The organism is Sediminibacterium sp., from assembly GCF_030695065.1.
Classification (GTDB): domain Bacteria; phylum Bacteroidota; class Bacteroidia; order Chitinophagales; family Chitinophagaceae; genus Sediminibacterium.
The window spans coordinates 154,705-175,825 of the sequence record NZ_JAUYTR010000016.1; the positions used below are offsets into that span (position 1 = coordinate 154,705).

At 34.6% G+C, this 21,121-nt stretch carries 15 protein-coding genes and 1 tRNA gene; 9 read left to right on the top strand and 7 right to left on the bottom strand.

Annotated elements, in window-relative coordinates:
- Nucleotides 1-4 precede the first annotated feature (4 nt).
- From hisIE to Q8S25_RS07600, 3 genes are read left to right on the top strand one after another with little or no spacing between them, the layout of a single operon-like run.
- A complete protein-coding gene (hisIE, locus tag Q8S25_RS07590; protein WP_305536407.1) occupies nt 5-601 on the top strand; it encodes a bifunctional phosphoribosyl-AMP cyclohydrolase/phosphoribosyl-ATP diphosphatase HisIE in 597 nt (198 codons plus the stop codon).
- 3 nt (nt 602-604) lie between these two features.
- The gene (locus Q8S25_RS07595) at nt 605-1,684 is read left to right on the top strand and encodes a TlpA disulfide reductase family protein (protein ID WP_305536409.1); all 1,080 of its coding nucleotides are present in this window, start codon (nt 605-607) and stop codon (nt 1,682-1,684) included.
- Between the two features lie 51 nt (nt 1,685-1,735).
- Nucleotides 1,736-4,210 carry a TonB-dependent receptor domain-containing protein gene (locus tag Q8S25_RS07600; RefSeq protein WP_305536411.1) on the top strand — a complete coding sequence of 825 codons (2,475 nt, stop codon included), beginning with the start codon at nt 1,736-1,738 and terminating at the stop codon, nt 4,208-4,210.
- Here the strand turns inward: Q8S25_RS07600 and Q8S25_RS07605 are convergent.
- Genes Q8S25_RS07605 through Q8S25_RS07615 form a run of 3 tightly spaced genes read right to left on the bottom strand, consistent with a single transcriptional unit; the run spans nt 4,207 to nt 6,870 of the window.
- Complete coding sequence (locus tag Q8S25_RS07605) at nt 4,207-4,725, bottom strand: hypothetical protein (protein ID WP_305536413.1); 519 nt, start codon at nt 4,723-4,725, stop codon at nt 4,207-4,209. The two genes, Q8S25_RS07600 and Q8S25_RS07605, sit on opposite strands and share 4 nt — an antisense overlap.
- A 16-nt stretch (nt 4,726-4,741) precedes the next feature.
- On the bottom strand, nt 4,742-5,521 hold the full coding sequence (locus Q8S25_RS07610; protein ID WP_305536415.1) for a (Fe-S)-binding protein: 780 nt from the start codon (nt 5,519-5,521) through the stop codon (nt 4,742-4,744).
- Nucleotides 5,522-5,556: 35 nt separating this feature from the next.
- Complete coding sequence (locus Q8S25_RS07615; protein WP_305536416.1) at nt 5,557-6,870, bottom strand: (Fe-S)-binding protein; 1,314 nt, start codon at nt 6,868-6,870, stop codon at nt 5,557-5,559.
- Nucleotides 6,871-6,966: 96 nt separating this feature from the next.
- Here Q8S25_RS07615 and Q8S25_RS07620 point away from each other — a divergent pair, with 96 nt between their 5' ends.
- The 3 genes from Q8S25_RS07620 to Q8S25_RS07630 all read left to right on the top strand — a co-directional run bounded on the left by Q8S25_RS07620 (nt 6,967) and on the right by Q8S25_RS07630 (nt 9,948).
- Entirely contained in the window at nt 6,967-7,467 is a 501-nt protein-coding gene (locus Q8S25_RS07620) for a phosphoribosyltransferase family protein (RefSeq protein ID WP_305536417.1), read from the top strand.
- Nucleotides 7,468-7,531: 64 nt separating this feature from the next.
- Nucleotides 7,532-9,259, top strand: a complete 1,728-nt coding sequence (locus tag Q8S25_RS07625; protein ID WP_305536418.1) for a phospho-sugar mutase — start codon at nt 7,532-7,534, stop codon at nt 9,257-9,259.
- A gap of 17 nt (nt 9,260-9,276) precedes the next feature.
- On the top strand, nt 9,277-9,948 hold the full coding sequence (locus Q8S25_RS07630; protein WP_305536419.1) for a protein-L-isoaspartate(D-aspartate) O-methyltransferase: 672 nt from the start codon (nt 9,277-9,279) through the stop codon (nt 9,946-9,948).
- A gap of 53 nt (nt 9,949-10,001) precedes the next feature.
- Here Q8S25_RS07630 and Q8S25_RS07635 read toward each other — a convergent pair whose 3' ends face one another.
- The 3 genes from Q8S25_RS07635 to Q8S25_RS07645 all read right to left on the bottom strand — a co-directional run bounded on the left by Q8S25_RS07635 (nt 10,002) and on the right by Q8S25_RS07645 (nt 13,521).
- Nucleotides 10,002-12,659 (bottom strand): outer membrane beta-barrel family protein, encoded by a 2,658-nt coding sequence (locus Q8S25_RS07635; protein WP_305536421.1) that lies wholly within the window; start codon nt 12,657-12,659, stop codon nt 10,002-10,004.
- Nucleotides 12,660-12,797: 138 nt separating this feature from the next.
- Nucleotides 12,798-13,397, bottom strand: coding sequence for a DUF445 domain-containing protein (locus Q8S25_RS07640; RefSeq protein ID WP_305536423.1), 600 nt, complete (start codon nt 13,395-13,397; stop codon nt 12,798-12,800).
- Nucleotides 13,398-13,447: 50 nt separating this feature from the next.
- Nucleotides 13,448-13,521: transfer RNA gene (locus Q8S25_RS07645), tRNA-His, on the bottom strand.
- Between the two features lie 138 nt (nt 13,522-13,659).
- Between Q8S25_RS07645 and Q8S25_RS07650 the strand changes: the two genes are divergently transcribed.
- Nucleotides 13,660-15,807 carry a carboxy terminal-processing peptidase gene (locus Q8S25_RS07650; protein WP_305536425.1) on the top strand — a complete coding sequence of 716 codons (2,148 nt, stop codon included), beginning with the start codon at nt 13,660-13,662 and terminating at the stop codon, nt 15,805-15,807.
- A 35-nt stretch (nt 15,808-15,842) separates the two neighbouring features.
- On the top strand, nt 15,843-16,352 hold the full coding sequence (locus tag Q8S25_RS07655; protein ID WP_305536427.1) for a UpxY family transcription antiterminator: 510 nt from the start codon (nt 15,843-15,845) through the stop codon (nt 16,350-16,352).
- On the opposite strand, the gene mtaB is transcribed toward Q8S25_RS07655, so the two are convergent.
- Entirely contained in the window at nt 16,345-17,622 is a 1,278-nt protein-coding gene (gene mtaB / locus Q8S25_RS07660) for a tRNA (N(6)-L-threonylcarbamoyladenosine(37)-C(2))-methylthiotransferase MtaB (RefSeq protein WP_305536430.1), read from the bottom strand. The two genes, Q8S25_RS07655 and mtaB, sit on opposite strands and share 8 nt — an antisense overlap.
- 186 nt (nt 17,623-17,808) lie before the next feature.
- On the opposite strand from mtaB, the gene Q8S25_RS07665 reads away from it, so the two are divergent.
- The gene (locus Q8S25_RS07665) at nt 17,809-21,051 is read left to right on the top strand and encodes a DUF2723 domain-containing protein (protein WP_305536432.1); all 3,243 of its coding nucleotides are present in this window, start codon (nt 17,809-17,811) and stop codon (nt 21,049-21,051) included.
- Nucleotides 21,052-21,121: the final 70 nt, after the last annotated feature.

Consider the following 21,121-nt stretch of genomic DNA (forward strand, 5'->3'; position numbering starts at 1 on the left):
TATTATGAATATTGATTATAATAAATACCAGGATGGATTAGTGCCTGCAGTAATACAAGATCATCAAACCAATAAAGTACTCATGCTTGGTTTCATGAACAAAGAAGCACTCGATAAAACTTTAGAAACCCAAAAAGTCACTTTTTTTAGCAGAACAAAAAATCGTTTATGGACCAAGGGTGAAGAAAGTGGACATTTTCTGAATTTAAAGTCAATTCAATTAGACTGTGACAATGATACTTTATTAATAAAAGTTCATCCTATTGGGCCTACTTGTCATACTGGTTCAGATACCTGTTTTAGTGAAACCAATCATTCAGGTAATTTTTTAGAATACCTAGAGCAAATAATTGAGTTGAGAAAACAGGGGGATCCCAAAGATTCTTATGTAGCCAGCATGTTCGAAAAAGGCCTTAATAAAATTGCGCAGAAAGTGGGCGAAGAAGCCGTTGAAATGGTTATTGAAGCCAAAGACAATAACAAAGAATTGTTTTTAAATGAATCAGCGGACCTGCTTTTCCATTATTTGCTTTTGCTTAACGCTAAAGGTCATAATTTAGCAGAAGTATTAAACATTTTACAATTACGTCACGCCAAATAAACCATGAAAACCAATTTTTTCTTACTCCTTTTATTGACTTTTTTTTCAGTTTCTGCGCAAACAGGATTTCAAATATCCGGTAATATCAGTAATACTAAACCCAATATGCTGGTTTTCTTGATGAATGGAACCGATGGGAAAACAATTGCCACTGATACAGTGAGAGACGGTAAGTTTATTTTAAAAGGAATCATTTCAGAACCTGATATTTTTCAGCTGGGTTTTGTAGGCTACAAAGAAGCATTAGATATCTTTCTTTTTAATGATCAAGTAACTATTACTGCCGACTTTAATAATATTGCAGCTGCTAGTATTATTGGATCTTCTGTAGAAACAGACTACCAGCAGTTTAAAGCATCTTTTAATCCCATAAGAGAAAGACTTAATTACCTGGTGCAACAAATTAATCCAGAAAAAAACAGGTTTAAAAGGGATTCGTTAATTCTGTTATACGAACAAGCGAAGGGTAAAGTATTGCAAGAGGCAACCAAATTTGCGAAAGAAAAAACTGCTTCACCCGTAAGCTCATTTGTTTTGTTTGCTATTAGCCCTTTATTAAATGGTACAGAAGATTTAGAAAATCGTTATAATGCCTTAGATCCTGCTGCAAAAAAAGGTTCATTTGCAAGAATGATTGAGCAAACAATTGCAGAAGCCAATATTAATAAAATTGGAACTGAAGCGTTAGATTTTAGTCAAAAAGATACTTTGGGTAAGTTAGTATCATTAAAATCATTTAGAGGTAAATATGTCTTAATTGATTTCTGGGCTAGTTGGTGTGGGCCATGTAGAGCAGAGAACCCTAATTTGGTTAACGCTTTCAATAAATATGCGAATAAGAATTTTACCGTGCTGGGTGTTTCTTTAGACGACAACAAAGCAAGTTGGATGAATGCAATTCGTAAAGACAAATTAACCTGGACTCAAGTAAGCGATTTGCAAAGCTGGAATAATAAGGTAGCTCAATTGTATAAAATACAAAGTATACCCGCCAATTACTTATTAGACCCTTCTGGGAAGATCATTGCGAAAGATTTACGAGGGAACGAATTACAAGTTAAGCTGAAAGAATTGCTTCAATAGCCAATCATCCATCTTTTGCCTTAAACAAAAGGGTAATAGTTAAATTGCAAGATGTTTATATATAGGGCTGCCCCAATCTTATTCTTTTTTTTTGCCAGTATTGGGGTGATTGCTCAAACCAACCAGAATAAGGATAAGCTGAACTTAGGAATCATTATGGGTAGTATTTTAGATGCTACTAAAGGGGATGCTGTTCCTTTTGCAAGAATAGATTTAAATAGATTATCAATTGACTCCTTAAAGCGGACTACTTTATCTGACAAGAATGGAAGTTTTGAATTTAATAAGCTTCCTTTAGGGTATTATTCACTAAAAATAAGTTCAATGGGTTTTGTGCTAACTCAGTTGGACAGTGTTTTTTTAAGAGAAGAAAGATACGACTTCAATTTAGGCGATATTAAATTAAAGCCTGCCTCCGATTTATCACTTTCTGAAGTAATTGTTTACGCCGAGAAACCTTTGTTTGAAAATAAAGATGATAAACTCACTTATAATATAGGGGAGAGTGCGCTTAGTAGTGGTTCTAGTACTGCTGAATTATTAAAAAATATTCCTTTAGTAAACAACGACCCCAATGGCAGACTGTTGCTTAAAGGTAGGGAACCCAAAATCTTAATTGATGATAAGCCAACTGAATTAAACGCACAACAGCTTCAAGATTTATTAGAAAGCTTGCCTGGTAGTAGTATTGAAAAAATTGAAATCATGACCAATCCGCCACCTCAGTTTGCAACAGAAACAGGTGGAGTAATTAACATCATTACAAAGAAAGGAAAAATTGGATGGGTGGGAAGATTGAATATTAGTGCTGGAACCAGGGGGGAAGGCAATTTTTCTGGTAATATAAGTTATCGAAACAAAAAGTTCACATATAACCAAACCGTTGGTTTGGGGGCTAGTCAATTGATGGGGAATAGCTATAATAATCGTACGAATATTTATACAGACTCCATTAATCGTTTATATAGTACAGCTAATTATACCAATAAAAATACTAGACCAAACTTAAGGAGTCAGCTTGATTACGAATTTTCTAAATCACATTTAATTGGTCTGGTATACCAAGGCAATATGAACTTCTTTAACAATATTAGTAATAATAGTTTTACTAATTATAATCGATTTAATGAAGCATATAAAATAAGTAATCGGGAGAATAGAAGTGAAGGGGAAGGGTATACCCATAGTGTTCAAGGTTCTTATATATATAAAGCGCCCAAGAATTTAGCAGAACAGCTTAGATTTTTTATTTCTGCGAATACAAGTAAAAACGACAATGATCGTGATTTTTATCAACAGTTTTTAAGCGCCGGTATGGTGCCTACTGGTGTAGATTCTACACAATCACAATTCTTTAATAATTTAAATAAAAGTTTTTCAACAAGAGTTGAATATATTAAACCATTAAAATTTAAAAATAGTCAATTTACAACTGGCGCCACTTACTATTCTTCTTGGTTTCATAATACTCTAAACACCAATTTCCTAAGGAAATCGGATGGTGTCATGATTACCAATGATTTATTAAGCAATGACTTTTATTTTAAACAGCAGATTCTCACTTTTAGGGCTGGATTCAGCTTGTGGTTTAAAAAAGACTTCAGACTAACTTTTGGAGCCCAAGCCGAACAAACCAATATTGGATTTGATTTTGTAAAAGGAAATGTGTCTAATACACAAAGTAATTACTGGAATGTTTTACCTAATCTTACATTAAGAAGAGATTTTAATAAAGTATTTAATACTTCTTTAATTTATAGAGCTACTATACGTAGGCCTGGAATTGGGGAATTGAATCCGAATATAGACTATTCTGACCCATATAATTTGCGTTATGGTAACCCAGATTTGCAACCTACTTTATCTCATAATTTCGACTTGAATTTCAATTACACTAAGGGGAAATATTATTTCAATACATCTATTGGTTATAATAAAGTTTCACAGGTATTTAATACAATTAGAACCCTTGGTGAAGCTGGTAAAACTAATGTTACTTGGTTGAATATTGCCGACCGAAATGAGTATGAAGCAAGTGCATTTGGGGGCTATACATTCAGTAAACAGTTTAGAATGAATGGAAGTGTTGGCTTTACCTATAACCAATACGGGGAGAGTGAAAAAAAGCTTTATTTATACCAAGATGGAGGTTCATTTTATTCCAACCTAAACTATACTTATACGCCTAATAGCGTTTGGACTTTTGAGGGCACTGCTCGATACAATCGTTATGCCAATCCACAAGGTATCAGTAGAACCAATATCAATACCAATATTGGCGTTCAACATAAATTATTTAACAGGAGGCTAATCGTTTCTTTCAATGCCATTGATCCTTTTACGCCACAAGAATTAAGCACAATTACGAATGGGCCAAGGTTTCAATTAGAAAGTTTTAGTACCACAAGAAGTAGAAACTATAGAATTTCCATTAGTTATCAATTAAACCGAATGGTTCAAAAAAGTAGTTTAAGCGAAAAAGAGAAAAATAAACTATTGAATCAGGTTAAAAAATCGAAAGCTTAAGCAAAAGACAGTGCCTTAATTTTTGATTTCAACCAACTTGACTTTAAGGGGATTAACCAGTCATTTAAAAAACGCTCTTTCGTAGTTACTGTATTATTAAAGTATATCGTTTCTCCATTTATAAAATTATTTTCCCAGGCGTAGTTTATTTGAGCAAGGGGCAATAATTGAACTTTCTCTTTTATATAAAAAGCAAGGTTTTGTCTGTTAAATAAATCTACTTTAAATAACTGCTCTATTTTTTTAATTACATGAACTGAACTATCTGTACTGCAACCGCCTACCGTAGTGTTTGTTTCATCGGCCATTAATACTATAAATTGGCCAAAGAATAAATTGGCGAAACCCTTAACAGGGGCTCCATGACTTTGCCAATTGGATACGAACTCACTTAATATTGCTTCAATTTCAAATGCTTCGCTAATGCTAAATAAACGATTACTCTGGTATATCCATACTTTAGACTGGTTACTAAAATTGGCAGGGCAATGTAATTGATAGTCTGTTAAGTTCATACCGCAAATTTACAAATTAAACCATGCTTTCTGCTATCATTTCAGCAATATCCAAAACAGCCACTTCGTTTTCTTTTTCTCTATTTTTAACCCCATCAGACATCATGGTATTACAAAAGGGGCAGGCTGCAGCAATAAATTTTGCACCAGTTTCAAGTGCTTCATCTGCTCTATCCATATTAATTCTAGAAGTTCCTGGTTCATCTTCCTTAAACATTTGAGCTCCACCTGCTCCACAGCAAAGCCCATTTGTTCTACAGCGTTTCATTTCTATTAATTCAGCATCTAAAGCTTCTAGTACCTTTCTTGGTGCTTCATAAATATCATTTGCCCTACCTAAATAACAACTATCGTGATAAGATATTTTTTTACCTTTAAAACTACCCCCTTCCTTCATAATGATTTTTCCTTCATTAATTAATTCTTGTAATAAGGTAGTATGATGAATCACTTCATAAGTACCCCCCAATTCAGGATACTCATTTTTAAGTGTATTAAAACAATGGGGGCAAGTGGTAACAATTTTTTTGATATTATAGCCATTTAATACCTGAATATTCTGGTAAGCCATCATTTGAAATAAGAATTCATTGCCGGCTCTTCTTGCAGGGTCTCCAGTGCATGCTTCTTCCTTTCCTAGTATTGCAAATTTCACTCCCACTTTGGTTAGAATTGTAGCAAATGCTTTGGTGATTTTTTGTGCACGTAAATCAAAGCTTCCTGCACATCCAACCCAAAAAAGGATTTCAGGGGTTTCGCCATTTGCTATCATTTCAGCCATTGTATTAATTTTCATCTCAATATTTTTAGTAGTTAAGTTTAAGGTAATTATTAAGCCATTTCCGATACCCAATTATCTCTATCGTCTGGAGAAAATTTCCACGGAGCAAAATTGTTTTCGATATTACTAAATGTACTATTCCATTCTTGTGGAGCATTACTTTCTTCCATTATTAATGATCTCCTTAATTCTACAATAATGTCTAAGGGAGATATACTAACCGGACAAGCTTCTACGCAGGCGTTGCAAGTAGTACAAGCTCTTAATTCTTCAACAGAAATATAATCGTGTAATAAGGATTTGTTGTCTTGAATAAATGATTGGTTTTGGTTGATATTTTTTCCTACTTCTTCTAAACGATCCCTAGTAGCCATCATTATTTTTCTTGGGCTCAATAATTTGCCGGTTATATTAGCAGGGCATTCATCTGTACATCTTCCACATTCTGTGCAACTATATGCATCTAATAAGTTCTTCCAACTTAAATCAAAAACATCTTTGGCGCCAAAGCTTGCAGGTGGTGCGGCATTTGCAGGTGCTAATTCGGGTTGCATTGCATATAATACTTCATTTTGCACTTCAGGCATATTCTTCATTTTACCAATTGAGTCCAATTTTGCATAATATGCATTGGGGAATGCTAGGGCAATATGTAAATGTTTGGAATAAGGTAGGTAATTCAAAAATGCAAAAATGCCGCCAATATGAATCCACCACGCTGTTCTTTCAATACCAATTAATGTTGAAGTACTTAAACCTTCAAATAAAGGCATTAATGAAGAGGAAACAATAAATGAACCAGTACTAGAATAATGAGCTGCTCCGTTTTGTTGAAGCAACTGATCTGTTGCATTCATAACTAAAAACAAGCTCATTAAAATAATCTCTGTTATTAAAATAAAATTGGCATCTGTTTTTGGCCAACCATTCAAATCTTTACTAATAAATCTTTTTAATTTTAACCAATTTCTTCTCGCTAAAAATATGACGCAAACAACTAAAACACCCAAGGCCAATATTTCAAAAATATTGATTAGCCAATTATAAACCTTGCTTAATAGCGGTAAGAACAATCGATGGGTACCTAAAATTCCATCCAATACAATTTCAAGGACCTCTATATTGATAATGATGAATCCAGCATATATGATAAAATGCATCAATGCTACGGGGATGTTTTTAAACATTTTTTTCTGACCCATGGCCAATAATAGAACGTTTTTCCACCGGATTGCAGTGTTGTCTGAGAGGTCAAGGGATTTGCCTAAAAAGATGTTCCGTCTAATTTCACCTACTTTTTTGGCAAATAAATAAATGGCAGAAATGGCCATTAGCACAAAAAGGGCTTGTTGTAAATACTGCATAAACAAAGTTATACGCTAAGATAATAGTTTTAATAGCAGCTGAATGCAATTGTGTAATGCAATTTATTGTTGTTAATTTGGGGTATAATTAATTTTATGTCAGAAAAAAAATATATTCTAAGTGAAAGCGAAGCGCAACAAAAACTGAAGCGTATGAGCTTGGAAATTGCCGAAAGCTTGAGTGGTCAAGAGGGTCCTATTTTATTGATTGGGGTTCAAAATAGCGGCGTTGTGATTGCAGAAGCAATAGGGGGCTTATTAAGACCTTTTCTAGATAAAAAAATTGATATTGTATCTGTAAAATTAAACAAACATCATCCAGAGAATGTAGAGTTAAGCGATATGGTGCCATTGAACGGGGTTAATATTATTTTGATTGATGACGTTACCAATAGCGGTAAAACTTTATTATATGCCTTGAAGCCACTTCTCAATTGGCATCCAAGGACCATTCAAACTTTGGTAATGGTAGAAAGAATGCACAAAATGTATCCAGTAAAGCCCGACTTTGTAGGGTTATCCATTTCTACAACACTAGAAGAGCATATTCAAGTGGAAACAATAGATGGAAAAATTGTTGGGGCATATGTAGTATAAATAAATCGCCTATTTTTCTTATATTGAATTGATTTTGTAAACATTATAAAAGCAAATAAATAATATGGACGCTGTTATACAGGAAAGAGTAAATATCTGGCTAAATGGTAATTACGACCAAGAAACCAAGAATACAATAAAAAAACAACAAGAAAATAATCCCGAAGAATTAGCCGATGCTTTTTATAGAAATTTAGAGTTTGGAACTGGTGGTTTAAGGGGATTAATGGGTGTAGGAACCAATAGGGTTAACAAATACACCATTGGTATGGCTACTCAAGGATTTGCCAATTATTTAAAGAAAACCTATCCTGGTGTTGAAATTAAGTTGGCAATTGCCCATGATAGCAGAAATAATAGCCGATTTTTCGCAGAAACAACCGCCAATGTATTTGCTGCAAATGGTATTCAAGTTTTTCTTTTTGAAGCTTTAAGACCAACGCCAGAATTGAGTTTTGCAATCAGATATTTAGGTTGCAAAGCTGGAGTAGTATGTACTGCATCTCACAATCCCAAAGAATACAATGGGTATAAAGCTTATTGGAATGACGGTGGGCAATTGGTTCCACCACACGATAAGAATGTAATCACCGAAGTTGAAGCCATTCAAAGTGTAGATGATGTAAAATGGAGTGGTGGCGAATCCAATATCACCATCCTTGGAGCCGATTTAGATCAAGCCTATCTAGAAATGGTAAAGGGTTTAAGTGTTTATCCAGATGTAATTGCTGCACAGAAAGATTTAAAAATAGTATATACCCCCATACATGGAACAGGTATCACATTGGTTCCTCAGGTTTTGGAAAAATTTGGATTTAATAATGTTCATATTGTTGAAGAGCAATCTACCCCAGACGGAAATTTCCCTACTGTTAAATATCCCAATCCAGAAGAAAGTGAAACCATGAGTATTGGCTTAAAGAAAGCCCAACAATTAGATGCGGATATTTTATTAGGCACAGATCCTGATGCCGACCGTGTTGGAATTGGTGTTAAAAATCACAAAGGTGAGTGGGTATTAATGAATGGGAATCAAACAGCAGTTTTAGCTTTTGCCTACATGATGGAAGCTAGAAAAGCGAAAGGAATTGCTCAGCCCAACGATATGGTTATTTCAACAATTGTAACTACTGAAATGATTAATGAAGTTGCGAAGCAAAACAATGTAGCCTGTTACAATGTATTAACCGGATTTAAATGGATAGCAGAGAAAATCAAGGAATTGGAAGGCAAAGAAAATTACGTAATAGGTGGCGAAGAAAGTTTTGGATTAATGATTGGAGATCAAATTAGAGATAAAGATGCGGTAAGTGCTGTTGCATTAATGTGTGAAATGGCTGCTTACGAGAAGAATAAGGGTAAAACCTTATTTGATAAAATGATTGAATTATACATACAGTATGGATTCTATTACGAAAACTTAATCAGCATCACAAAAAAAGGAATGAATGGCCAAAAAGAAATTGCAGCTATGATGGAAGGGTATAGAAACAATCCGCCAGCTGAAATTAATGGGTCTGCTGTTGTTACATTATTAGACTATCAATTACAAACTGGCACCAATTTACAAACTGGTGAAACATGGACCATTCAACTTCCAAAAAGTAATGTATTGCAGTTTATTACTGCAGATGGTAGTAAGATTTCTGCAAGGCCATCAGGTACAGAACCAAAAATCAAATTTTATTTTAGTGTAAATACAAGCTTGAGCAGTAAGGCTGAATTTGATACAAAGCAAATGGAGTTAGAGAATAGAATAAATGGAATTATCAGTAGTATGAACCTAAAATAGATTCCTATATTCGCAATATGCGAAAGGATAGAGATTACAATGATGGCTTTACCCATAAAGGGATGCGCAAGATATTAGTAGATACATTGCGTGAGAAAGGAATTACGGACGAAGCAGTTTTGGATGCAATAAATACCATTCCAAGGCATTTTTTTCTAGAATCAGCATTTGAAAAAATTGCTTACGAAAATCGTGCTTTCCCAATTTCTGCAGATCAAACAATTTCTCATCCTTATACTGTAGCATATCAAACACAGTTGTTACAAATAAAAAAAGGGGATAAGGTATTAGAAATTGGAACGGGTAGTATTTATCAAACCACCATTCTTGCTGCTTTGGGAGCACAATGGGTTTATACAATTGAAAGGCAAAAGAAACTGTTTGATGAACAAAAGGAATATTATCATTTTAAAAAACAGTATCCGAATATCAAGTTTTTTTATGGGGATGGATTTAAAGGGTTGCCTACATACGCACCCTTTGATAAAATTTTAATTACTGCTGCAGCTCCTTTTGTTCCACCATTATTGCTTGAACAATTAAAGCCTGGTGGGTTTATGGTTATTCCAGTAGACGAAGGTGAAGCGCAAAGAATGATGCGGATTACTAAAAATATAGATGGCACACTTCAGGAAGAATTATTTGAAGAATTCTCTTTCGTTCCAATGCTCCAAGGTAAAAATGTTTAAAAAAAAGGGCCCCGATTAAATAATCGAGGCCCAACTCTTAAACTAAAACTTTTCTATTGTTGCATCATATCCATTCCACCGCTTTGATCTGCTTTTGTATTCTTTCTCTTGAATAAACTTGCGTCAAATTTTCCGAAACGGTAACTGAAGTTTAACCTTAAAACTTGTGGATCTCTTCTTCTTTGGTTAGTTTGGTTAAAGAAAGAGCTTTCAGAATAACTTTGGAATAACTGCGTTCTGAAAATATCGTTCATGCTCAATGTTAAGTTTCCTGAACGACCATTCTTCCATGTAAATTCTTTGCGAATAGCTAAGTCAAAACCATATCTAGGTAAGTTGTAACCTTGAGCGCCTGATTGAGGTCCACCTCCCCACATCATACCGCCGCGTCCACCGCCACCACTACTTTGCGGTAGTACTGTTTTAGCTTGATAATCTCCACTTAATTGGATAGATAATCCTTTAGCTACCTTAAATGTATTGTTCATTTTAGTGAACCAACTCCATTGTTCTTGAACTAAGTCTGGCTGACCAGGAACGGTTGCATTAATTCTTGAGTTAAAAATATTTAAGTTCACCGTCATTTCCCACCAACTAGTTACAGACATTTTATTGGTTAATTCTAAACCAAATGATCTTGCACTATTGGCATTGATAAATGTGCTAAAGAATGCACTATCCCCTGGAACTAATGCGTTTGCATCTCTGTAAACATATCTGGTAATTAAATTAGTTGAATGCTTAAAGAATGCGGTTGCAAGAAAATTAGCTCCTTTTTTATAGGCATTGTTCCAACTCATTTCAAAAGAATTGGTGAATTCAGGTTTAAGTCCTGCATTACCCATGTTGATGTTTTGAGGATCTGAATAATCTGGGAAAGGCATTAACTGAAAGAAATTAGGCCTATTCACTCTTCTAGAATAGTTAATTTGAAAGTCTTGCTTCTCATCAATTTTATAAGTAATGAAAGCACTAGGGAACAAACTCAAGGGGAATTTTACCGAGAAGGAAGCAGAATCAGCTCCTTTTGAATTCAATAAAGTTCCAGTGTAATTAGAGCTTTCTGCTCTAAGTCCTAATTGATAACTCCATTTGTTAACTCTAAAGCTATAAGTACTGTAAGCTGCATAAACTGCATCGGTGTATTTATATCTACTACTGATTAATGGAACCAGCTCGTACTGTCCAGTTAAGCTATTGAATCTAAACTGGTCTAGTTTATTATTGAAATCTCTAATTGCAACTCTACCACCTGCTTCAAATTTTTTATCGTCCGTTAGCGGATTTTCATAATCAATTTGGAAAGTATGGTTGGTGGTACTTCCTTCGCCAATACCTCTTTGTAAAATAGGAATACCTTTTTGTGTGCCATCTAAATTATAAGTATAGTTGTTAATATTAGATAGGTTGTCGTTACTGCTTTTATTATAGTTGTAATCAGAAGAAATATTGTGACCATTCTTCATGAAATTGTGCTTATAACTCAACTGTGTACCCACATTTCTAAAATTACTGGTAGACTGGGTTCCAATATTAGAATAGGAGCTTTTGATTCCCTTAATAGTTGAATCTACTCTTTGTGTTTGATCGTTGTCAAATTGTCCTCTGTTAAAGTTTGCTGTAACAGATAATGTATTTCTATTGTCTACAAAATAATCTAATCCACCTCTAAAAAATCCAAAATAACCTTGGTTGGTAGAATTTTGTAGGTTGTAAATATTACTAGGGATTGCTAAAATATTATTTCTGTCTGTAATACCCTCTGAAATTGATTTTCGCTGATTTAATACCCCACTTCCTGTGAAGTTTAATTTATTCTGACGAATATTGATATCGCCTCCTCCATTAATTCTTCCTCGAGAGTCTATACCCATTCTTAATCCACCATTGTAACCAACTTTCTTGTTCTTCTTAAGCACAATATTTAATATACCGGCATTTCCGCCAGAAGCATCAAATTTTGCAGAAGGATTGGTGATTAATTCTACTCTATCAATAATGTCCGAAGGAATTTGATCTAAAGTAATAGTGGTTGGCCTACCATCAATAAACAAAGTAGGAGCTGCGTTTCTTAAAGTAACATTACCGTCAATATCTACATTTAACGCAGGAATATTTCTCATTAATTCTGTTGCTGTTTGCCCTGACCCCATTAGGTTCTTGTCAACATTAAATATCTTTCTGTCTATACCTAATTCAAACTGGGGTTTAGTAGATGCAGTTACTGTAACATTACCCAAATTGGTGGCATCTTCTTCCATTTTAATATTACCCAAATCTTTATCTGCCATTCCAAGCATTTGCTGCATATTACCACCATTTGCTCCACCTGAAGGCATTTTAATACCAAAACTGATGGTTTGGTCTACCGTTTTATAGGCCAATGCTGTAGCATTTAATTTGAAATTTCCAAATAAAGAAAGGTTTTCAAAACTAAAATCTCCGTTTGTTTTCGTAATAATGGTACCAAGAATGGCTTCTTTCATTTTTTTTGTGACTGTATCGAATTTGTTTCCTCTCAATTGAACAGTTACTCCTTCAATTCCTTTGTTTGTTTTACTATCTACTATTTTACCATAAAAATGGCCAATATTCATGTTTTGTCCTGCTCCAGCAGCACCTCCACGACCACCTGCCATTGCAGGCATTTGAGCCGAGGTAGTTGCAACGAAAAGGGTTAAAAACCCAATTAATCCTAAAAATTTACGCATATTCATCTTTATTAATAAGTGCAAAGTTGGTTTACGCTATGCTCGAATGGTTCTTGCATTTTATAAGCGGTAATATGACAAGCCTGAGTGGATAAAGTTTAACTAAATCGGCGAATAGGCTGTTTAATCCGTCGGTGACTATGAAACAAGGGTTAAAATCACTTGAATAATTCCAATTAAAAACCCTAGAACGCCTCCAAGGATTTCAATAAATCGGAATTCTTTAGACATGATATCATTTAAGATTTGTTCTAATTTATCTGTTGAAAATCCCTTTACTTTTTCTATTACTATTTTTTCTAAATCTAGCTCTCTTTGTAAATTACCCATATAAGACTTCATAATGCCTGGGAACAACTCTTTTAACTCTGTCATGAACACCAATTTCATTTGCTGAATGGTTTTGTCTCCAATAAACATACTGATGACAGGCATTTGGTCAGCAAGTTTTACCCTCAGAAAATGGTCAATATGAGCATCAATTTGTGGCATTAATTGATCAATATTGGCTGGATTGATAATTTTTGATTCAATATCTTGAAAAGATAAAAGTTCATCACTTACCAACTTCCCTAATTTTTCGGCAAATTGTACTTGTCTTTTTGGAAATATACCAATGAACGTGATTCCAAGGATTTTTACAGGTTTTTTTGGATGAAACAACATTTTGATGGCTACCCAATTGGTAAACCAACCAATAAAAGCAGAAATAATAGGAATGAGATATAAAAGCTTCATGTATTTAAGTTAAAAAACCTATAAAACATACGCTTTATAGGTTTTAAGTGGGAGAACGAGGGGTCTCGAACCCCCGGCCTTCAGTGCCACAAACTGACGCTCTAACCAACTGAGCTACGCCCTCCGTTTTTGTGGATGGCAAAAGTAGTAAATATTTTTTAAAAAAACTTCATCCAAACCTTTGTTAATTGGTTTTATACATGCAATTGAAAACTATATTTAGATTATTTTTGGAAAGATCATGCAAAAATTCAAGCAATTTATGAAGAGTAGAAAAGGATTAGTGCTAACGGCCTTGGTATTATTTGGTTCATTATTTATTGCATTTCGCAGTATCAATGGGGCAGATTCTAATGAAAAAATAGCCCAACAACAAAAACTATTGAATACAGTAGGGGCGCTTTTAGAACAGCAACATTATAGCCCCCAAAAAATCAATGATGATTTTTCAAGAAAAATATTTAAAGCTTATTTAAGTCAATTGGATGGAGATAAAAGTATTTTCACTTCTGCAGATGTAAATGCTGTTAAAAAATTTGAAACAAGCATTGACGATGAAATTCATGGTTCTTCTATTCAATTTCAGCCAGCAGTTAGTGCTATTTATGAAAAACGTGTTTCAGAGACAATGCTTTATTATAAAGATATATTGTCTAAACCATTCGACTACAGCATTAACGAGTCTGTTCAATTAGATGGAGATCAATTAAGTTATTCCAACTCAGAATCGGAAAGAAAAGATCGTTGGAGAAAAAAGTTGAAATATTATTCTTTGGAGCGTTTCATAGATTTACAAGAGGAGCGAGAAAAGAATAAGGGGAAAGACAGTTTTAGGGTATTGCCCGATGATAGTTTAGAATTAGCTGCCAGAACCAGTGTGTTAAAAATGATGGATCGAACTTTTAATCGTATCAAAACTACATTTACCGAAGAGCAGCGATTCAATTCTTTTATAAATGTAATCACCAATACAATGGATCCGCATACCGATTACTATCCACCCATAGAAAAAAGAGCATTTGACGAAAGAATGAGTAATCAATTCTATGGCATTGGTGCACAATTGCAACAAGATGATAATGGAATAAAGATTGCTAGTGTTGTAACAGGAGGACCTGCTTGGAAATCTGGTACAATAGTAGCTGGTGATATTATTATAAAAGTAGCGCAAGGTGCAAATGAGCCAGTTGATGTAAGCGGATATGGTACAGAAGATGCAGTTAAATTAATTAGAGGAGATAAGGGAACAGAAGTTAGAATTACTTTTAAAAAGCAAGATGGTACAACTAAAACAGTGTCATTAATCAGAGAAAAAATTGAGCAGGATGAAGGTCTTGCTAGAAGTGCAGTAATCATGCAAGGAAAAGATAAAATTGGGTACATAGCACTGCCTGATTTCTACGCAAATTTTGAAGATAAAAATGGTTTTAAGTGTTCTGAAGATGTTGCTGCTGAAGTTAAAAAATTGAAGGCAGAAAATGTAAAGGGAATTGTAATAGATTTAAGAAATAATGGGGGTGGATCTTTGCTTGAAGTAGTAAAGATGGTAGGACTATTCATTAAAACAGGGCCCGTTGTTCAAGTAAAAGAAAGAGATGGGAGAGTAGATCAACAAACTTGGAGAGACAATGATGAGTCTGTATTATATGATGGTCCTTTAACGGTTATGGTAAATGAGCTTAGCGCTTCTGCTAGTGAAATATTTGCTGCAGCAATTCAAGATTATAAAAGAGGTATTGTAATAGGAAGTAGTTCAACTTATGGAAAAGGAACAGTTCAAAGACCCATACCATTTGGAAGACCTATTGATTTTTACAGTAGTAGAACTGAATTTGGAGCTGTTAGTTTAACTTTTCAAAAATTCTATAGAGTAAATGGCGGAAGTACCCAGCTAAAAGGGGTTGTGCCAGATATTATTATGCCTGATACTTATGAGTATTTAAAAATTAGAGAAAAAGACAACCCCAATTCCTTGCCTTGGGATGCCATACCTCAAACAGCTTACCAGCCATGGCAAGGAATTGAGTCTAATAACTTAACCCAAATAATCAAAAAAGAACAAACTAGAATTTCTTCGGATGCAAATTTGAATTTATTGCAAGACAACTTAAAATGGCTATCTAAAAACAGTGAAAACCCCATCAATTTGCAAATTGATCAGTTTAAACAAATGCAAAAGCAAATCACCAACACAGTTAATCAAAATAATAACTTGTTGAAACTTAAATCTGAAATGAGCGTGCAAACCCTTGAAGCAGACAAAGACAAATTTTACAACAATCCAGATAAAAATAAAGGAATCAGATACCAAGAATGGTTAAAGCTGTTAAAGCAAGACTTACAAATTGATGCAAGTACTAAAATTATACAAGAGTTAGCTACTCAGCAATATAATACTGCTAAAAATTAAACTACTTTTTTATATTGAACGATTACTAGCACATTATGGAAAAGAAGTTAGAAAAGAAATGGTATGCCGTTTATACCAAGCCAAGATGGGAAAAAAAGATTGATACGGTACTTGTTAGAAAAGGTATAGAAAGTTGGTGCCCACTTCAAAAAGTAGAGCGCCAATGGACCGATAGGAAAAAAATAATTGAAGAACCTCTCTTCAAATCTTATGTGTTTGTATATATAGATGATACCGAAAGATCTAAAGTGTTAATGACTGATGGCGCATTAAATTTTGTTTATTATTTGGGCAAACCTGCTGTTATTAAAGAAGACGAAATAAACAATATTAAAGCTTATTTATCGGAGAAAGATGCAAAAATATCCATCATTTCAGACCAGGGCTTTTCAAGTGGAGATTTAATAAAAGTTAATTACGGTGTATTTATGGATAAGGAAGGAACTGTAATTAGAGGCGGCAAGAAAAAAGTATATGTAGAATTACAAAGTCTTGGACAAGTAATGATTGTAGAATTTCCTGCTGTTTTCCTAACCTCTAAATAATCCAATCAATTAGTTGGTTGGCCCATTCATTTCTATAAGGAGTACTAATTCTAATGTAATTATCGGTATATCCTTCCATCATGCCTTCTTTATTATAGGCTTCAAATAGAACAGGTCTAGTTTTTCCACTATGCTGTTGTGAAAAATATTGTTGCTTCATGTAAGAAAGATTCCGCAATATTTTATTGCGCTCATTTCGAATATGGATGGGAACAATTGGAGTGATTTCTAAAGCTTTTGTATTATCTCTTTCAGAATAGGTGAATACGTGTAAGTAAGATACATCTAATGAATGTATGAAATCAAAAGTTTCTTTAAAGTCTTCATCTGATTCGCCAGGAAATCCTACTATTACGTCAACACCTATAGAAGCATATGGCATTAATTGTTTAATTAAAGCAACACGTTCTGCATACAATTCTCTTTTATATCTCCTTCGCATTAGTCCCAATATTTTATTAGACCCACTTTGCAATGGGATATGAAAATGGGGCATGAATTGATCACTACTCGAAACCCATTCAATTAATTCATTGGTGATTAAGTTGGGTTCTATAGAGGAGATGCGATATCTATTAATTCCAGAAACAGCATCTAAAGCTTTAACCAGGTCTAAAAAAGATTCTCCATGCACTTTGTCTCCATGTGCTCCTTTGCCAAAATCTCCCAAATTAACACCGGTCAAAACAATTTCTTTAACGCCTTCCGATGCCAAATGAGCTGCGTTTGTAACCACATTGTCAATGGTATCACTTCTGCTTTTTCCGCGTGCCATTGGAATAGTGCAAAATGAACAGTTGTAATCGCAGCCATCTTGCACTTTCAAAAATGTTCGGGTTCTGTCGTGTTGAGAAAAAGAAGCATTAAATCCAGTTACATCAGCAATATCGCAACTACAAATTTTGGCAGGGTCGTTTGTTTTGGTAAGCGCTTTAATATGATCAGTAATATTAAACTTTTCAGCTGCGCCTAAAACGAGGTCTACCCCTGGAATGGAAGCAATTTCAGCAGGTTTTAGTTGCGCATAACAGCCTGTGATAATAACGAAGCTATCTGGTGATTTTCGTTGAATTCTTCTAACCAACTGCCTACATTCTTTGTCGGCGTTATCAGTTACTGAGCAAGTATTAATTACATAAACATCCGCAGAGTCGGTGAAATCCCTCTTTTCGAAACCTTCTTTTTCCATAATCCTAGATAGGGTAGAGGTTTCCGAAAAGTTAAGTTTACAGCCAAGTGTATGAAATGCTACTGTTTGTTTCTGATTCATGCAAATGCAAAGTTAATACAGCTACCCCAAAAATCATTCATTGAAGCATCTTATGACTGTTATAACTTTAAATAAGGCCATTTTACAGCTGTAAAAACTTTCTTAAATCTGCGGAAACAGCCCTTTGTATTTCAAATTTTACCTATAATCAACTATGTTTGCCAGTCTTTAAAAACCAAAACAAATATGCAGTTTAATAAGATCAATAACATTACGGGCTGGCTGGTTTTCATTGTTGCCAGCGCAGTGTATACCCTTACTGCCGAAGCTGGTGGAAGCTTATGGGATTGTGGTGAGTTTGTAAGTAGTTGTTTTAAATTACAAATACCCCATCCTCCAGGTGCCCCTTTGTTTGTAATTTTAGGTAGAATATTTATTATTTTATTTGGAGATGATCCAATGAGTGCTGCAAAAGCAGTTAATATGATGAGTGCTATTGCAAGTGCATTCACCATTTTGTTTCTTTTCTGGACTATTACCCATTTTGCCCGCAGAATTATCAATATAAAAACAACCGATACGCCCAATAGTTATCAAATTTGGAGTATAATGGGTGCAGGAGTGGTAGGTGCACTGGCCTATACATTTAGCGATTCCTTTTGGTATAGTGCTGTTGAAGGTGAAGTATATGCTTTGTCTTCTTTTTTTACTGCAATTGTTTTTTGGGCTATACTTAAATGGGAAAACCATGCAGATGAGCCAGGTGCAGACCGCTGGATTGTGTTTATCTTTTTCATGATGGGATTGTCTATAGGTGTTCACTTGTTGAATCTATTAACTATACCAGCTATTGTGATGGTTTATTATTTTAGAAAAAGAGACAACTTTAATTATGAATTAATTCGTTCTTGGTTTATTAAAATTGTATCTATTGGTGGAGCGTTAGCCTTTATTGCTGCCTTAGTTAGCGCAGCTGCTGAAGCTACCGACAATGTTCCAATGGATGGAACAATTGGGGGACTAATGATATTGGCTACCATTGTTGGCGTAGGATTATTGTTTGTTATTGAAAAATGGAAGCCTGCCCAAAAAGCTTATTATGGTGGTGTTTATATCTTCTTTGTTATTGGATGTGTTATTACTGGTGCTGTTCAAGTAGGCGTTATTCAATATTCAATTAAAATGGCTGGTTCATTTGATAGATGGATGGTAAACGGAGCAGGGATGCCTTTCTTTAGTGGGTTCACCCTATTCTTTGTTTTAGTTGCTGCATTATTATGGTATGGATTAAAATTAGCTGCTAAGAAAGCATGGCCTTATTTAACTCTATCGATCTGGTGCATCAGCTTTATGTTTATAGGCTACAGTACTTATTTAACAACAATGGTTAGGAGTAGTGCAAATCCTTCAGTGGATATGTACAACGTAGACAACCCAATGAGTTTAGTGGGTTACTTAGGTCGTGAACAATATGGTGATTTCCCATTACTATACGGTCAAAAATTCACCGCACAGCCCGTTGATTTAAAAAATACGGGTATGCGTTATCAGAAAGCCCGGGATAAATACATTGAAGTAGGTCAGGATAAAAAATACGTGTACAATCCCGAGGACAAAATGTTGTTCCCAAGGGTTTGGGATGCAAGCGATGATCAATACCATGCTTACTATTATTCTGCATTTTTGAATATTGCGAAATTAAAAGATGGTACTTATGAAAGAGCCCCTAATCAGGTAGACAACGTTAAATTCTTTGTAGGCTATCAGGTTTATTGGATGTACTTCCGCTATTTCATGTGGAATTTTTCGGGTAAGCAAAATGATATTCAAGGTGTTTACACAGGGAATGTTCGTGATGGAAACTGGATTACTGGGATATCTTTTGTTGACAATTTAATTTATGGAGATCAGTCAAAATTGCCCGATTCTCTAAAAAATAACAAGGCCAACAATAAGCTATTTGCATTGCCATTTATCTTAGGTATTTTGGGTTTTGTATATCACCGTAAAAAAAGAGGTGATGATGCCTTTGCCAATTTATTAATGTTCTTCTTTACCGGCTTTGCAATTGTTTTATACTTAAATCAAGCCGGTAACCAGCCTCGTGAGCGTGATTATGCTTATGTAGGAAGTTTTTATGCATTTGCGGTTTGGATTGGATTGGGAGTAATGGCAGTTATTTCTTACTTAGAGAAAAAAATGAAGCCTGCCGTAGCTGCTATATTAGCAACTGTTATTTGTTTGCTTGCCGTTCCGGCCTTAATGGCTCAACAAGAGTGGGATGACCATGATAGAAGTAAGAAAGTTTTGGCTCGTGATTTAGCGCGCGATTATTTAGAAAGCTGCGCTCCTAATGCCATTCTATTCACATTTGGAGACAATGACACTTATCCATTGTGGTATGCACAAGAAGTGGAAGGTATTAGACCAGATATTCGGGTTATTAACTATAGTTTATTGGGTATAGATTGGTACATTAATGAAATGAGATACAAAGTAAATGAGAGTGCACCTATTGATGTAATTTGGTCTGCCGAACAAATTGAAGGTGGTAAAAGAGATTATGCTTTGTATCGTCCTAAGCCCAATATTCCTGAAGATCGTTATTATGACCTATACGATTTAATGAAAAATTATGTAGGAAGTGATGACCCAATTAATATGGAAGATAGGGGCAATGGAGAAGCGTTGAGTACTTTCCCTGTTAGAAAATTCTCTGTTCCTGTAGACAAGGTTCAGGTGTTGGCTAATAAAACAGTGAACGCCAACGATAGTGTTGTTGCTGAATTAAGATTTGAATTACCTAAGAGTTCAATGATGAAAAATGATATGGCTGTTTTGAATATCATTGCTGCCAATAAATGGAATCGTCCTATCTATTTCACTAATCCTCAAGTTGATTTAGGATTTGATGAATTTTTACGCAGAGATGGATTGAGTCATAGACTGGTTCCAGTTCAGGGCTCTAAAGTAAACACCGATTGGATGATGTCTAAAGCAATGAATGTATTTGCTGCAGGAAATGCCAATGTAAAAGGGGTCTATTTTGATGAAGAGAATAGAAGACACTTGAATAGTATTAGAACTGCTTATACTGAATTAGCTATTGATTTAGCAGCTAAAGGCAGAAAAGAAGATGCTAGAAAAGTTTTACAGAAAGTAGACAAGTTAATGGATGAAGAAAATTTCCCTTATGGAATGGTTAGTAGAGGGAATATGCATAATAGAAATACTTTGATGTTCTTAGAAGCTTGTTATATGGCAGAAGATAAAAGTTTAATTGAAAAAGTAGCTGCTTCTGTTGGTAAAGATCTTCAGCAACAAATCAACTATTATAATTCGCTTACTGGTAGGAAGGCCGAATTAATGGAAGATGAAAAAAGAATTGCAGAAGGTTATATGGAAGGGATGGAGAGAATGAAGTCTGTATATAATCCAGCCATACAAATTCCAGGTAAGTTAATGGCCCCGAGAGACAGCAGTAAATAGTATTAAAAAGAGTATATTGAATCGTCCCGAGTTTTCGGGGCGATTTTTTTTTGAACTTAATAGACTTATA